Origin of the sequence: Amycolatopsis solani (assembly GCF_033441515.1) — a bacterium.
Lineage (GTDB): Bacteria > Actinomycetota > Actinomycetes > Mycobacteriales > Pseudonocardiaceae > Amycolatopsis > Amycolatopsis solani.
Genome location: NZ_JAWQJT010000001.1, coordinates 3095363 through 3110955, shown reverse-complemented (window position 1 = coordinate 3110955; position 15593 = coordinate 3095363). Strand labels below are relative to the sequence as shown.

Here is a 15593-nt window from a genome sequence, read left to right as displayed (position 1 = left end):
GCACGAATCGGGGCGGCGAAAATTGTCACGCGCACGGCCGGTGGCCGCGATCTTCTTGCCCGCCGTGCCCGCGTCCCGTTACCTTTTCCAAAAGTAGGGGAAGGAGCGGCCATGAACCAGCCGGTCATCGCCGTGACCGACCTCGCGAAGCAGTACGGCGAAGTCACCGCGCTCGCCGGGATCAGCCTGAGCGTCGCCCGCGGCGCGGTGCTGGCGGTCCTCGGCCACAACGGCGCCGGGAAGACCACGCTGATCGACATCCTCAGCACGCGCGTCCGGCCGAGTGCCGGCACCGCCCGCGTCTGCGGCTACGACGTCGTGCAGCGCGGGCGTGCGGTCCGGCGGCGGATCGGGGTGACCGGGCAGTTCGCCGCGGTCGACGACGCCCTGTCCGGGCGCGGGAACCTGGTGCTGATCGCCCGGCTGCTGGGTGCGAAACCCCGGCAGGCCCAGGCCCGGGCGGCCGAGCTCATCGCGTCCTTCGGCCTCGAAGACGCGGCCGACCGCCCGGCCGCCACCTACTCCGGCGGCATGCGGCGGCGGCTGGACCTGGCCGCGGGTCTCGTCGGCGCGCCGCAGGTGCTGTTCCTCGACGAGCCGACGACCGGGCTGGACCCGGTGAGCCGGTCCGGGCTGTGGTCGGTCGTCGAAGGGCTCGCGGCGCGCGGCACGACCGTCGTGCTCACCACGCAGTACCTCGAGGAGGCCGACCGGCTGGCCGACCACGTCGTCGTCCTCGGCCTCGGGCACATCACGGTGTCCGGGACGCCGGCCCAGCTCAAGGGGCGGCTCGGCAACCGGACGGCGACGCTGACCTTCGGCACCGAACTGGCGCTGCAGCGGGCCGTGGCCGCGTTGTCCCGCTTGGGCATGGCGGCCGGGCGCACCGGGCTCGTCCTCGCCGTGCCGCTGACCGGACCCGGCGACATCCCGGTGCTGGTGCGCGCGCTCGACACGGCGGGCGCGCCGCTGCGCGACCTGACGGTGACCGAGCCGACGCTCGACGACGTCTACCTGTCCCTGCACCGGACGGCGGTCGGCTGGTGACGCAGGCGCGGCACCGAGCGGCCGTCTCCGCGCTCGGCGACCCGGCGGCGTGGCCGGAATCCGGCTTCTGGACGCAGGTCCGCGTGCTGGCGGGCCGTTCGCTGCGCACGGCGTTCGGCGACCGGCGGCTGGTCTTCTTCGGACTGTTGCAGCCGGTGGTGCTGCTGCTGTTGTTCAGCCAGGTGTTCAGCGGCGTCGGCGCCCTGCCGGGGGTGGCGGCGTACCAGGGTTACGTGAACTTCCTGGTGCCGGCGACGCTGGTGAACATCGCGATGACGACGGCGATGAGCTCGGGCGCGGGCCTGCTGGCGGAGATCTACGGCGGCTTCACCGGACGCCTCCGCTGCCTGCCGATCTCGCTGGTCTCGGTACTGGTCGCCCGCACCCTGTCCGACGCGGCGCGGCTCGCGGTCCAGCTGGTGGTGACGGCGCTGGCCAGCGTGCTGTTCCTCGGTTTCCGCCCGGCGGGCGGCGTGCTGGGCCTGGGACTGGCGTTGCTGCTGACCCTGGTGGTGGGCTGGTGCCTGAGCTGGGTGTTCGTGGCGATCACGACCTGGCTGCGCAAGGCGGAGACGTTGCAGGCGGCGTCGTTCGTGGTGATGTTCCCGCTGATGTTCTCTTCCAGCGCGTACATGCCGCTGGACACGATGCCGGCGTGGGTCCGGGTGGTGTCGGCGGTGAACCCGCTGACGTACGCGATCGACGCGACCCGCGCGCTGGCACTGGCCCGCCCGATCGGCTGGTCGGTCGCGACGGCCCTGGTGATCGCGGCGGTGGCGGCGGTGGCGGGCTCGACACTGGCGGCCCGCACGTTCCGCAACCGCGCCTAACCCAGCGCCTCGAGGTGCGTCGCCGCTTCTTCCGCGCCGCCCGCCGCCGCGAACGAGTCGCGGATCTTCTCCGCACCCTCGCGGTGCTCCCCGGCCGCTTCGATCGCCGTGCGGAGGTCCGCTGCCTTGGCGCGGTCGAAGCGCACGCGCACGCCCGCCGACGCCGTGACCACCTGCTGGGCCAGCATCGACTGGTCGTCCCGGATCGGCGCCACCACCAGCGGCACCCCGGCCGCCAGGGCTTCGCACACCGTGTTGTGCCCGCCGTGGCAGACCACCACCGACGCGCGCGCGAACACCGCCACCTGCGGGATCCGCCGGGCCAGCGCGACACTTTCACTGATCAAGTGGCCACTCGGGTCCACCACCAGGCCTTGCACCGAAGGCAGGCCCGCCAGCGCGTCCACGCTCTCCGCCAGGAACCGGGCCCCCGCCGCCGCGTTCGACGTTCCCAGCGTCACCACGACCAGCGGGCGATCGTCCACAGGGGACCATTCACCGGGCGCCGGAGACAACGCCGGGCCGACGTAGGACACCGGCACCGCCAGCCGGGAATCGCCGGCCAGCGCCCGGGTCGTGAACGCCAGCACCAGGTGCGGTGAGAACCGGAGGTCGCCGAGCAGCACGCCGTGCCGGGCCCTCAGGCCCGCCTGGAGCTCGTCCACCCAGGACGCGATCTTCGGCAGCGAGCCCAGCGGGTCGGCCAGCTCGGTGGACGTCGACGCCGACGTCGCCCACGGCAGCCCGCACCGCGCGGCCACCAGCGCGCCCGCCATCGCCTGCTGGTCCACCACGACGACGTCCGGTGCGAACGACGCGACGGCCGCGGCAACCCCGGGCACCATCGCGTCGGCCAACGGCACCAGGTACGACTCCCACAGGTACTTCAGCGCCGCGAACCCGCGCAGCTCCGGTGGCCGCAAGGCCAGGGAGAACGGCGCGGAGTCCCCGGCCGGGAAGACCCGGCCGGGGACCACTGTGGACAGTGCGGGCACCGGGCCGCACCAGGCCACCGCGTGCCCGCGAGCTTCGAGCACCGCGGCCACCCGCCGCAGCGGCGCCACGTGCCCGGTCAGCGGCGGGACGACCAGCAGGAACTTCACGCCGCGTGCCGATCGATCCACTTCAGCACCAGCTCGCGCACCTCGCGGTGCTGCTCCACCAGCACCGAGTGCCCCTGGCCTTCGAAGACGTGCAGCTCGCCGTGCGGCAGCAACGACGTCAGGGCTTCGAGGTCGTCGGCCTGGTAGCCGTGACTGCCCAAGATGGACAGCACCGGGCAGCCGATCGCGGCCACCTGTTCCCAGCTGAGCAACGGCCCGAGGGGCACCTCCTCCGCCATCTTCGTCGACGTGATCCGCTCGGCCGCCAGCCGCGCGAGCCGCCGGTGGTGCGCGCTGAAGTTCGCCTCGATCCAGTCGAAGCTCTCCTCCACCTGCAGGAACCGCACGGTGTGCGCGAGGATCTCGGTCATCTTGCCCGCCCACACGTCGGTCGCGGGCTCGGACTCGATGCACACGATGCTGCGGACCCGGGAAGGGTGCGCCACGGCGTAGCTGTAGGCCAGCGTGCCGCCGAAGCTGTTGCCCACCAAGTGCACCGGCCGGTCGACGGCCAGCTGCACCAGCAGGTCGTCGAGGTCGGCGACGAAGTCCCCGAGCGTGTACCCGTGCACCGGACGCTCGGTCTTGCCGTGGCCGCGCAGGTCGTAGCTGATCACGTCGATGCCCGCGGCCGCGACCGGCGGTGCCAACGTCAGGTAGAAGCTCGCCAGGCTGTCGGTGCCCATGCCGTGCAGGAACACCACGGTCTCGGTGCCGCCGGCGGGGACGAGCTGCACGTTCGTGCGCAGCCCGTTGACGGTCATCGTGGGCACGTGCGCTCCCCCACGAACCGGGCGATGTCGCCGACAGTCAGGCCGATGACGTCGTCGAGGTCCTTCTCCGCCAGGTGTTCGGCGAGGTTCACGTCCGCGCCGAAGTGCTCGGTGAGGATGCTCGCGAAGGTCACCAGGTCGATGCTCTCCAGCTGCAGGTCCTCGTGGAACGTCGTGTCGGGCGTGATCTCGATGCCGAGCACCTCGGCGTCGCCGACGAGCTCGGCGAGCAGCTCGGCGACGACGTCGAACGTCGCGGACGCGTGGTCGATGGTCATGACGTGCTCCTGTGGTGTGCGATGGCGGTCTCCCCGGTCAGCTCGACCGTGACGGCGTGACCCGGCAGAACGCGGTGCCTGCCGGACACCGTGCCGTCGTCGTGGACGCGGATTTCCGCCGGGTACACGGGTTCGGCGAGCCGGGCCCGGACGGCGTCCTTCGCGGCGATGCGCCGCAGCAGCCAGCCGCGCTGCTCACGCGGCGGCACGGCGGCGAACTCGGCGCGTTCGCCGGCGCTGAGGTAGATCCCGGCGTAGATGTCCCGCGCGGCGACCGTCGGCCAGCGGTCGGTGACCGCGACCGAGCCGTCCTCCCGCCGTTCGGACAGCAGGTTCTCCGCGGGGAAGGCGTAGACGCGGTGAGCGGCGCGGTCGCACGGGAACCGGACGTCCCGCCAGCCCTCGACGCTCGCCAGCACCCGCCCGTCCCGCACGAGCTCGGCGTCCATCTCGAGGACGTCGGACCGCGGCAGCCGGACGCGCACCTGGCACGTCACGCGGGTCCCCGGCGGCGGTTCCGGGCCGTACCAGGTGAGCTTGCCGATCGAGCGCGGGAACGCGAGCAGGTCGTCGGACCGGGTCGCCATCAGCCAGCAGCCGAGCAGCTGGCCGACGTTGTCGAGCAGCCCACCCGGCGCGGACGGCACGACCAGTTCGCCGCGGATGTGCTGCTCGCCGAGCCCGGTCAGCCGGGCCAGGCCCTGGTACGCCGGGCCGTGGAACATCTCGCGCCGCTCGTAGATCTCGGCGGCGCTCAGCGGCGGAGCGGTCTCCGGCCCGGGCACCCCGGACGGCGACGGCGGTGGCGCGAACGTCCCGACCTCGACGGTCAGCAGCGCGTACGGTCCGATCTCGACGGTCACGCGATCGCCCTCGCGGCTCAGCGCCAACGGCACCCGCTGGGCGGGCGAGGCGATGAGCCAGCGCGAGAAGACGGCGTCCCCCACGGTCACCGCTTTCGTGCCCGGCCAGGTGCGTTCGACGGCCCGGCAGGCGAGGTCGACCAGCGTCGTCGCGGGCACCACCGGGCGGAAGTCGTCCTCGTCGGGCCAGTCCTCGCGCTGCCGGAAGAACCGGTGGTCGCGCAGGTACGGCATCGCGGTCATCGATACGTCCACAGTGGACTCGACCCGGCGACGGGCGGCCGCCGCGACGACGTCCGCCGCGGTCCGGCGGGTTTCGTTGAGCAGCGCGGTGAATTCCGCGACGATCGCGTCGGGTACCCCCGCGGGCAGTTCGGGCGGCGCCGCGCTGTCCAGCAGGCCGCGGGCCGACGCCCCCAGTGACAGCAGGGGTTTCCCGGTGTTGAGCCGGATCCGCCGCGGCTCCAGCGCCGCGAAATCGGGGTCGCCGCCCTCGGTCCACAACGCGGTCGCGACCCGCCGCAGCTGCGCGAGCCCGGGCCGGGTGCCGGACGCGGCCGCGACGACCAGGTGCCGCCGTTCGCCGAGGGTGTCGGCGACGAACGAGCCGAGCTGCCCGGCGCCGACCTGCACGAACGCCCGGAACCCGGCGTCGTGCAGTGCTTCGGTCAGCTGCCGGAACCGGACCGGGCGCAGCAGGTGGTCGAGGTAGAGCCGCCGGACGTCGGCCGCGGCCGCCGGGTACGGCCGCGTCGTCGTCGCCGACCACACCGGTACCGCGGGGGCCAGCAGGTCCAGGTCCGCGACGAGCCGCGCGAACGGCGCGAGGTGCGGTTCCATCAGCGGGGTGTGGAAGCCGGATCGGAACGGCAGCGTCCTGGCCACGATGCCGAGCCCGCGGCAGGTCGCCGCGAACTCCGCGACGGCGGGCGGCGGACCGCACACGATGGTCTGCTGAGCGGCGTTTTCGTGTGAGATCACGAGATCACCGGTGAGCAGCTCGGTCACCCGCGCGGCCGGGCAGCCGAGCACCAGGTAATCGGCTTCGGGCAGCTCGAACCCGCCGGGCCAGTAACGTTCCAGCAGGTCCGGTTCGGCCCGGTACATCCCGGCGGCCTGCATGGCCGTCCACTCGCCGGCGCTGTGTCCGGCGAGCGCGTCCGGCCGGATTCCCAGGCGCCGCAGGGCGTGGTCGAGCAGGAGCCCGGTCGACGACACGCTCGTGGCGCGGGCGGGCACGGTCGCGGTCGACCACTGTGGACGGTCTAGGCCGAAGTGCCGGGCCACGTCTTCGAGACGCGGCTCGGCGTCGGCTTCCAGGCCCGGGTAGAGGAACGCGGTCTTCCCGCCGGGCAGCAGCGGATCGGTCGTGCACCAGACGTCGCCGCCGCCGTGCCACGCCCGGCCGGCGGCCGCCACCTTCGCGAGCACGCGGCGGGCCGTGGCCAGCTTGCGCTCGTCCGCGCCGACGATCCCGAGCCGGCAAGGACCGTCACCGTCACCGGGTTTCTCGAGCTGCTCCAGGAGTTTTTCCGGCGTGGCCGCGGCCAGCCGCAGCACGCGTTCCGGCTCGTCGACGCGGACCCGCCGCTTCGGCGCCGGATCGCCGGCTTCGAGCACGACGTGGGCGTTCACCCCGCCGAAGCCGAAGGCGTTGACCGCGGCCACCCGCGGCAGCCCGCCCCACGGCTCGGCCTCGGCCAGCACCCGGAACCGGGTCTTGTCCAGCAACGGGTTCGGGTCGGCGCAGTTCAGCGTCGGCGGCAGGACCCCGTGGTGCAGCGCGAGCGCGACCTTCACGAGCCCGGCCACCCCGGCGGTCGGCAGGGTGTGCCCGATCATCGACTTGACCGAGCCGATCACCGCCCGCGGGCCGGCGGCGTGGCCGAAGACGTCGGCGACGGTGGTCAGCTCGGCGGCGTCCCCGGCCGGGGTGGCGGTGCCGTGGGCCTCCAGCAGGCCGATCCCCGCCGGGTCCAGCCCGGTCCAGGCCCGCCGCAGGGCGAGGGTCTGCCCGGCGACGGACGGGCTGAGCAGGCTCGCGCCCCGCCCGTCGCTCGACGTGCCGCTGCCGCGGATCACGGCGTACACGCGGTCGCCGTCGCGGCGGGCGTCGGCCAGCCGCTTGAGCACGACGATCGCGGTGCCCTCGCCGATCAGCATGCCGTCGGCCGCGCGGGACAGCGGGCTGATCCGCTGGCTCGGCGACAGCGCGCCGAGCTGGGTGAACAGCGCCCACAGCGTGTCGTCCTGCGTCTGGTGCGCGCCGCCGGCCAGCACGGCGTCGCAGCGGCCGCGGGTCAGCTCGCCGATCGCCTGGTCGACCGCGACCAGCGAAGACGCGCAGGCGGCGTCCACTGTGTACGCCGGGCCGCCGAGGTCGAGCCGGTTCGCGACGCGGGCCGCGGCGAGGTTCGGCACCAGCCCGGCCGCGGTCTCCGGCCGGAACTCGCCGAGGGGCTCCAGCAACGCGGTCCGCAGCCGGTCGAGGACGTCCTGACCGGCCGAGGGCATCAGCTCGCCGACCGTGCGGGTGATCTGCCGGACGGTGCGGACGCGCTGGTCGAAGCCCTGCAGCCCGGGCGAGAGGTACCCGCCGCGGCCGAGCACGACGCCGATCCGCTCGGGGTCGCCGAGCCGGCCGAGGCCCCCGGCGTCACCGACCGCGGCCACCGCGACGGCCAGCGCCGTCAGCTGGTCCGGTTCGGTGCCGCCGAGCGACGTCGGCGGCACGCCGTGCGCGGCCGGGTCGAAGTCGAGCGTGTCCGCGGTGAAGCCGCCGCGCCGTCCGTGGGTCCGGTCCGGCGCGGCGCCGTCGTGCCCGTGGAACGCGGGGTCACGGCGGTGCGGCGGGATCTCCGTGACGGCGTCGGTACCCGCCACCAGGTTCCGCCAGTACTGGTCCACTGTGGATGCGCCGGGCAGGAACACACCCATTCCGGTGATCGCCACCGGCTCCTGGCTCACCACAACGACGCCGTGTACAGGACCGCGCGGTCCGTGCCGTAGGCGAGCTCACGCAGCAGGGCGGCGACGCCCTCGTCCGCGTCGAGCAGGCCGATCTCCCGGCGTTCGTACTCGCGCGCCAGCTCCGGCGAGACCATGCCACTGTGGTCGGCGGCGGGCGCCCATGGTCCCCAGTGGACGGTCACCGCCCGGCCCGGCCAGCTCGCCGCCAGCGGCTCCAGCGCGTCGTTCGCCGCGGCGTAGTCGGTCTGGCCGCGGTTGCCGAGCACCGCGGCGATGCTGCCGAAGAACGTGACGAACCCCGGTTCGGCGCCGGCCTCCGCGAGCGCGGCGAGCAGCGTGCGGGCACCGTCCGCTTTGGTCTCGAAGACGGTCCGGAACGACCGCTCGTCCTTGTCCGCCATGAGCTTGTCGTCGAGCACGCCGGCGGCGAAGACGACGCCGTCGATCCGGCCGCGTAGTTCTTTGACCAGGTGGCGCACGGCGTCCGGGTCCCGCACGTCGAGCGACCGGTACGCGGGATCGCCGCCGGCCGCGCGGACCTCGTCGATGGTGCGCCCGATCTCGCGCTGGGCCAGCACGGTCCGCACCCGGCGTTCGATCTCGGCGACCGAGCCACCGCGCCCGGCCAGCACCGCCCGCATCGCGGCGGGGTCGGCGGGCAGGTCGTCCGGCTCGCCCGGCCACGGCGTGCGGCCGGCGAGCTCGATCCGGCAGCCGGACGCGGCGAACGCGACGGCCGCGCGGGCGGTGATCCCGCGGGCGCCGCCGACCAGGAGGACCACGGAGTCCGGGCCGAGGCCCAGCGCGGCGAGCTCGCCGCCGCCCGGGCCGGCCCCGGCGTAGGCGATCGAACCCAGGTCCGCGGGCCGGGGTTCGATCGTGAACCGCCCGCCGTCGTCGTGGCCGACCACCGACGGGCCGTCGCTCAGTGCCTCGTCGACCAGCACCTTGGCGACGTCCTGCGTGACCTCGACGAGCCGTGTGCCGCCGTCCCGTTCCAGCGCGGCCGACCGGACCAGGCCGCGCAGCCCGGGCACCGCGCCCGGCTCGGCCGCCACGAGCACGGTTCCCCGCAGCGCCTTGAGCCGGGCGAACACGTCTGTCAGGTCGCGGGCGAGGAGCACGGTGATGTCCGCGTCCCCGGTGACGACCGCCGCCCCGGCCGCGGCGAACGCGGCCGCGACGGAAGCGTCGTCGCCGACCACCGCCACGGACTTCCCGTGCAGCCGCGCGGGATCCGGGTCGAGCGGGACCGGCACCCGGTCGAGCCGGTACCGAGTGGGTGCGGCGGCCGCCGGCGTGGGGCTCAGCCAGCTCTCCAGGTGTGCGGTCAGCGCGCCGGCCGTCCGGTCGCGGCTGAGCTGGTCGGTGCGGTCGTCGGCCGGGAGCCCCAGCCGTGACAGCAGCGTGCCGGCGATTTCGGTGCGCTTGATCGAGTCGATCGACAGGTCGGCTTCGAGGTCGAGGTCACCGGCGATCATCTCGGCCGGGTAGCCGGTGCGTTCGCTGATCACGCCGATCACCGTGCCCAGGACGTCGGCCGGGGCCGCGGCGACGGGCTCGGGTTCCGGTTGTGGTTCTTCGAGCACCACGGGCACCGGAGCGGGCGCGGGCGCCGGGGCCGGTGCGCTGCCGAGGTAGCCGAGCATCACTTCCCGTTGCGCCGCCACGAGTTCGCGCGTGGTGCGCAGGAAGTCGACGACGGCCTGGTCGCGGCCGGGAGCGGGCTGGGGCATGGCGGTACTCCGGATTCGTCGGGCCGGGGGCAGGGCGGGGACCTCGGCGCCGGGCGCGCGGGCGGACCGCCCGTCCACGGCCCAGGCGGTCGGGGACGGTGCCGGGGGTTTCGCGCGCTCGAGGCGTTCGGTGCGGACGTCGACCCCGGCGGCGGCGAGTTCCGCCAGCGCGGTCAGGAAACCGGTCAGGTCGGGTCCGCACGCGACCACGGTGTGCGGGCGGTCGCCGAGGATTTCCGCGACCAGCCGGGACAGCACCCGGCCGGGCCCGGCCTCGACGAACGTCCGCGCACCCGCCGCGTACATCGACTCGATCTGGTCGAGGAACCGCACCGGCGCGCCGATCTGCGCGGCGAGTTCGGCCTTGACGTCGCCGTCGTAGGGCGCCGCGGTGCGGTTCGCCCACACCGGCAGCTTCGGGTCCACAAGGGACTCCCCGGCGAGGTCCTTGGCGAAGACGTCTCCCGCGGCGGCGACCAGCGGGCTGTGGAACGCGCAGGCGACCGGGATCCGCTTGGCGGCGAACCCGGTTTCCCGCAGCCGCCGGATCGCGCGTTCGACGGCGGCGACCGAGCCGGAGAGGACGACCTGTTCGGGTGCGTTGTGGTTGGCCACCACGACGTCCGGGCCGATCAGGGTGGGGGTGAGTGCGTCCCGCGGTGCCTTGACGGCGGCCATCGCGCCGGGCTCGGCGAGGTCGGCGATGGCCCGGGCGCGGGCCCGGCTGAGCCGCAGCAGCGTCGCGGTGTCGAACGCGCCCGCGACCGACAGCGCGACCAGCTCGCCGTAGCTGTGCCCGGCCAGGAAGTCCGGGCGGACGCCGACCTGGTCCAGCAGCCGGGCCACCGCCGTCTCGACGAGCCCGAGCGCGGGCTGCGCGACCCGCGTGTCGGTAAGGGCTTTCTCCTGCTCCTGCACGGCGTCCGCGTCGAACGCCCGGGGCGGGAACGCTTTCCCGGCGACGTCCGGCGCGAGCTTGAGCAGCTCGGCCAGCTCCGGGAAGTGCACGAACAGCTCGGCCAGCATGCCGGGCCGCTGGCTGCCCTGCCCGGGGAAGAGGAACGCGATCTTCCCCGGGTCGGCGTCCGCGCGCCGGATCCCGGCCAGGGCTTTCTCCGCACCGGCCGGCCAGTCACGCGGGCCGTGGCGGCGGTCCGGGGCGACCGGGCCGGCCCCGAGCACGGCGTGGAAGTTGGTGCCGCCGAAGCCGAACGCGCTGACCCCGGCCAGCCGGGCCGGGTCCGCCCACGGGCGGGCCGCGGTGGTGAAGGTGAACGGGCTGGCGGCCGCGTCCCAGGCCGCGTTCGGCTTGCTCAGGTGCAGCGTCGGCGGGACGACCTCGTGCCAGAGCGCCAGCGCCGCCTTGATCAGCCCGGCCAGCCCGGCCGCGCACTTCGTGTGCCCGATCTGGCTCTTCACCGAGCCGAGCACGCAGCTGCCGGGCGTGGCACCGGCGTCGGCGAAGAACCCGGTGAGCGTCCGCAGTTCGGTCGCGTCGCCGACCACCGTGCCGGTGCCGTGCGCTTCGACGAGCCCGACGTCCACTGGGGACACGCCGGCGTCTCGGTAAGCGCGTTCGAGGGCGCGGTACTGGCCTTCCGGGCGGGGCGCGGTCAGGCCGAGCGCCTTGCCGTCGCTGGCCGCGCCGATGCCCTTGACCACGGCGTAGACCCGGTCGCCGTCGCGCTCGGCGTCGGCGAGGCGCTTGAGCACGAGGCAGGCGACGCCTTCGCCGAGCGCGATCCCGTCGGCGGCGGCGTCGAACGGGCGGCAGCGGCCGGTCGGCGAGAGCGCGCCCGCCGAGGTGAACATGAGGTAGTCGTGGATGCCGTTGTGCAGGTCGACCGCGCCGCAGAGGACCAGCTCGCTCGTCCCGGCGCGCAGTTCCTTGGCCGCCAGGTCCAGTGCGGCCAGTGAGGAACCGCAGGCGGCGTCCACCGTGTAGTTCGCGCCGCCGAGGTCGAGCCGGTTGGCGATCCGGCCGGAGATGACGTTGGCGAGCGTGCCGGGGAAGGTGTCCTCGGTGGGCTCCGGCAGCTGCGCCAGGAGTTCGGGCGGTACCTCGTCGAGGTAGCCGTCGAGCAGGGACCGCAGGGTGCTCGCGTTGGCGAGGTCGCCACCCGCCTCCGCGCCGAACACGACGCTCGTGCGTTCGCGGTCGAAGTCGCGGTGCGCGTACCCGGCGTCTTCGAGCGCCCGGCGCGCGGTTTCCAGCGACACCAGCTGCGCCGGGTCGATGCTGCCCATCGCGGACGGCGGGATCCCGAAGTCGAGCGGGTCGACGGCCACCGGGGGCAGGAAACCGCCCCACTTCGACGCAGACCGTCCGAAGTAGACTTCCGGGTCCCAGCGCTCCGGCGGCACCTCGGTGACGGCGTCCTCGCCGCGCAGGACGTTCGACCAGAACGCTTCGAGGTCCGGCGCGCCGGGGAACGTGCAGGCCATCCCGATGACGGCGATGTCACCGGTGGTCTCCGCTGGCGAGGGCGCTTCGGGCCGGGTGAACGTTTTCCCGGCCACGACTTCGCGGTGCAGCTCGGCGATGGTGGTCCTCCGGTCGCGCAGCACGGCGACCTGCCCGGCCATGAACATCCCCTCGGCGAGCTGGGTTTCCGCGTCGAGCGCCGCGCCGCCGTGGCGGACGCCCTTGCTCGCGACGCGCAGCCGTCCGGTGTTCAGTTCTTCCAGGCGCTGCCAGGCTTCCTGCGCGGGCACGTCCCGCAGGCTCGCTTTGACCTGCTCGAACTCGGCGGTGTACGGGCTGGGCAGGCAGCGCGTGCGGTGCCCCGGCGCGGTCTCCAGCGTGACAGTGGCTTCGGCGCCGATCGCGCGTTGCTGGAACAGGTCCGTGATCGCGCCGTGCGCCACGGCTTCTTCGGTGAAGAGGTACGCCGTCCCCATCAGGAGGCCGACGGCGTCGAGCGGCGCCGCCATCGCCCGGACCACCGCGGCCGAACGGGCGTCGTGGATCCCGCCGGCGAACAGCACCTCGACGTCCTTCGCCGCGCCCAGCACGGCCAGTTGTTCCTCCCACAGCTCGAAACTCGTGCGCGGGCCGACGTGCCCGCCGCATTCGGCGCCCTCGAAGACGAACCGGCGGACGCCCGCGTCGAGGTACTGGCCGAGCAGGACCGGCGACGGCACATGCACGAACGTCGCGATCCCCTCCGCTTCCAAAGCCTTGGCCTGCCCGGGTTTCCCGCCCGCGATCAGCACGCACCGCGGCCGGGCGGCGCGGATCGCGGCGAGCTGCGCGGCCCGCAGGTCGTCGGGGACGAAGCCGAGGATCCCCGCGCCCCACGGCCGGTCGCCGAGCCGCTCGGCGGTGCGGGTCAGGAGTTCCGTGGTCCGCGGGCCGTTCGCGGTGGCCACCGCCACGAACGGGAACCCGCCCGCCTCGGCGACTGCGGCCGCGAACCCGGGCTGGTCACTCACCCGCGTCATCGGCCCTTGGACCACCGGGAGCGCGGTGCCGAGCGTCCGCAGGAGCCGGTCCGGTGCGGGCACCGCGGGCACGGCGGCGCCGGTGATCCGGCGCACGTCCGATTCCACGGTGTTCGATTCCACTGTGGACTTGCTCACGACACCGGCTGCCCCGCCCGCCAGCGCGCCGACGGCGGTCCGCGGCCCCGCCACGGTCCCCCACACCGGGACACCGAAGGCGTTCAGGAGCTGTTGCAGGAGAACGAAATCGCTCAGTTCACCGCCGCGGGCGACGAGCCCCAGCGCACCGCCACGCACCGCTTCGGCGGCCGTGGCGACGTCGGCGACTTCGGCGAGGGCGCCGGCCCACGGCGCTTGCGTGCGGAGGGCGAACGCCGCACCGGCGGGTAGCGGGCCGTCGGTGCGCACGCCGTAGGGCACCCGGACGCGGCCGGCGACCAGCGCGACGGCCGCCGGATCGGCGCCGTCGAGCACGCCGAGGCCGCCACCGCGGGCGACCGCGGCGACGGCGTCCGGGTCGCCGATGCCCAGGCAACGCAGCCGCCGGACGTGCGGCGGCGGGACGAGCTCGGCCATCGGCGGACCTCCTGAGCGCGGGGTGGGGCGATCTTCAGAAATAACGCACCGGACCGGTGAAAAGCAATACTCGTGCTAGGGTAGGAAACCGTTGGACACGTCACGATCATGGCCCTGAACAGCACTTTTATCACCTGGATCGCAATCTCGGAATGCATTTCCCGCACGCAAGTGACAATTCGACTTCGAAATACCTGGAGCCCGCGTGGAACTGACTGGACGGGTGGTCGTGCTGACCGGCGCGGCACACGGGATCGGGGCCGCCATGGCCCGCCGCTTCGCCGCCGAGGGCGCGGCGGGCGTCGTGGTGTCCGACGTCGACGCCGCGGGCGCGGCCCGGGTGGCGGCCGAGATCACCGGCGCGGGCGGCCGGGCCGTCGGGGTGGCCGCCGACGCGACGTCCAAAAAGGACTTGAAGGCACTGGTCGCGACGGCCCGCGCCGAGTTCGGCCCGGTGGACCTGTTCTGCGCCAACGCCGGTGCGGCGTTCGGCACCGGCGTCCACGCGTCCGACGCACAGTGGCAGAAGTCCTGGGAGATCAACGTGCTGCAGCACGTCCACGCCGCACAGGCCGTGCTGCCCGCGATGCTCGCGCGCGGCGAAGGCTACCTGCTGCTCACGGCGTCGGCCGCCGGGCTGCTCGGCACCCCGGGCGACGCGCCGTACTCGGTCACCAAGCACGCGGCCGTCGGCCTCGCCGAGTGGCTGGCGATCACCTACCGGCCGCGCGGGATCGGGGTCAGCGCGCTGTGCCCGCTCGGCGTCCGGACGGCGCTGCTCGAACCCGGGATCGCCGCCGGTCACCCGGCCGCGCTGGCCATCGCGGCGGCGGCCCCGCTGCTCGAACCCGAGGACGTCGCCGAAGCGGTCGTGCACGGGCTCGGCAAGGATGAGTTCCTGATCCTGCCGCACGAATCCGTGCGGGAGTCCTTCGCCCGCAAGGCGGGCGCGGTCGACGCGTGGATCGACGAGATGGCCGTGGGAGGCTGAAGTGGAGTACCGCAGGCTCGGCGCGAGCGGCCTCGCCGTCAGCGAGATCGCGTACGGCAACTGGCTCACGCACGGCGAACCCGGCTGCGTCGCGGCGGCGCTGGACGCCGGCGTCACGACGTTCCACACCGCGGCGGCGTGGGACGGCGGCGCGGCGGAAGAGGCCTACGGCGCGGCGTTTTCCGGGGTGCCACGCGACGAACTGGTCCTGTGCACGGGGGTCTTCTGGCCGGAGGGCCCCGGCCCGAACGCCGCCGGGCTGAGCCGCAAGCACGTGATCGCGTCGTGCGAAGGCTCGCTGCGGCGGCTGCGCACCGACCACGTCGACGTCTACCAGCTGCTGCGCTTCGACTACCGCACCCCGGTCGCGGAGACGTTCCTCGCGCTGTCGGACCTGGTGCGGCAGGGGAAGATCCGGTACGCCGGCACGTCGGAGTGGACGGCCGAGCAGCTGCTGCAGGCCCACGAAGCCGCGCAGCGCTACGACGTCCCGCTGATCGCCAACCAGCCGCACTACTCGATGCTGTGGCGGGTGGCGGAGGCGCAGGTGATGCCGGTGAGCGACCGGATCGGCGTCGGCCAGTTCGCTTCGGTGCCGCTCGCGCAGGGCGTGCTCACCGGCAAGTACCACGACGGCCGCATCCAGGCGGGCTCCCGCGCGGCCGGGCCGGCGTACGCGCGGCCGTTGCTGATGCCGGAACTGCTGGAGCGGGTGGAGCTCCTGCGCGGCGTCGCCGACGACGCCGGGCTGACGATGGCGCAGCTCGCGCTGGCGTGGACGTTGCAGCACGAGGGCGTCGCCGCGACGGTGGCCGGGGCGAGCACGCCGGAGCAGGTCACCGAGAACGCGAAGGCCGCCGGGGTGCGGCTCGACCTCGACGTGCTGACCCGGATCGACCACCTGCTCGGCAGTTTCGTCCAGACCGACCCGCGGCTGGTCTGGTCCCCGCCCGCTCAGCCCAGCCCGGCCCGAACGTAGTGA

Annotated in this window: 9 protein-coding genes; 4 read left to right on the top strand and 5 right to left on the bottom strand. The window is 74.1% G+C overall.

Features of this window, described 5'->3' with window-relative positions; all coding sequences use genetic code 11:
* The first annotated feature begins 111 nt into the window (after nt 1-111).
* Nucleotides 112-1047, top strand: a complete 936-nt coding sequence (locus SD460_RS15310) for an ATP-binding cassette domain-containing protein (RefSeq protein WP_290058843.1) — start codon at nt 112-114, stop codon at nt 1045-1047.
* Entirely contained in the window at nt 1044-1877 is an 834-nt protein-coding gene (locus SD460_RS15305; protein ID WP_290058844.1) for an ABC transporter permease, read from the top strand. Before SD460_RS15310 ends, SD460_RS15305 begins: the two co-directional genes overlap by 4 nt.
* Here the strand turns inward: SD460_RS15305 and SD460_RS15300 are convergent.
* From SD460_RS15300 to SD460_RS15280, 5 genes are read right to left on the bottom strand one after another with little or no spacing between them, the layout of a single operon-like run.
* Nucleotides 1874-3001: a glycosyltransferase gene (locus tag SD460_RS15300; protein WP_290058845.1), complete on the bottom strand. Its 1128-nt coding sequence runs from the start codon at nt 2999-3001 to the stop codon at nt 1874-1876. The two genes, SD460_RS15305 and SD460_RS15300, sit on opposite strands and share 4 nt — an antisense overlap.
* Entirely contained in the window at nt 2977-3753 is a 777-nt protein-coding gene (locus SD460_RS15295; protein ID WP_290058846.1) for an alpha/beta fold hydrolase, read from the bottom strand. Before SD460_RS15295 ends, SD460_RS15300 begins: the two co-directional genes overlap by 25 nt.
* On the bottom strand, nt 3741-4031 hold the full coding sequence (locus tag SD460_RS15290) for a phosphopantetheine-binding protein (protein WP_290058847.1): 291 nt from the start codon (nt 4029-4031) through the stop codon (nt 3741-3743). Before SD460_RS15290 ends, SD460_RS15295 begins: the two co-directional genes overlap by 13 nt.
* Nucleotides 4028-7864 carry a beta-ketoacyl synthase N-terminal-like domain-containing protein gene (locus SD460_RS15285; RefSeq protein WP_438860827.1) on the bottom strand — a complete coding sequence of 1279 codons (3837 nt, stop codon included), beginning with the start codon at nt 7862-7864 and terminating at the stop codon, nt 4028-4030. The genes SD460_RS15290 and SD460_RS15285 overlap by 4 nt, the downstream gene beginning before the upstream one ends.
* Nucleotides 7858-13620 carry an SDR family NAD(P)-dependent oxidoreductase gene (locus SD460_RS15280; RefSeq protein ID WP_318306274.1) on the bottom strand — a complete coding sequence of 1921 codons (5763 nt, stop codon included), beginning with the start codon at nt 13618-13620 and terminating at the stop codon, nt 7858-7860. The genes SD460_RS15285 and SD460_RS15280 overlap by 7 nt, the downstream gene beginning before the upstream one ends.
* A 205-nt stretch (nt 13621-13825) precedes the next feature.
* On the opposite strand from SD460_RS15280, the gene SD460_RS15275 reads away from it, so the two are divergent.
* On the top strand, nt 13826-14611 hold the full coding sequence (locus SD460_RS15275) for an SDR family oxidoreductase (protein WP_318306273.1): 786 nt from the start codon (nt 13826-13828) through the stop codon (nt 14609-14611).
* Nucleotide 14612: 1 nt separating this feature from the next.
* A complete protein-coding gene (locus SD460_RS15270) occupies nt 14613-15590 on the top strand; it encodes an aldo/keto reductase (RefSeq protein ID WP_290061291.1) in 978 nt (325 codons plus the stop codon).
* Nucleotides 15591-15593: the final 3 nt, after the last annotated feature.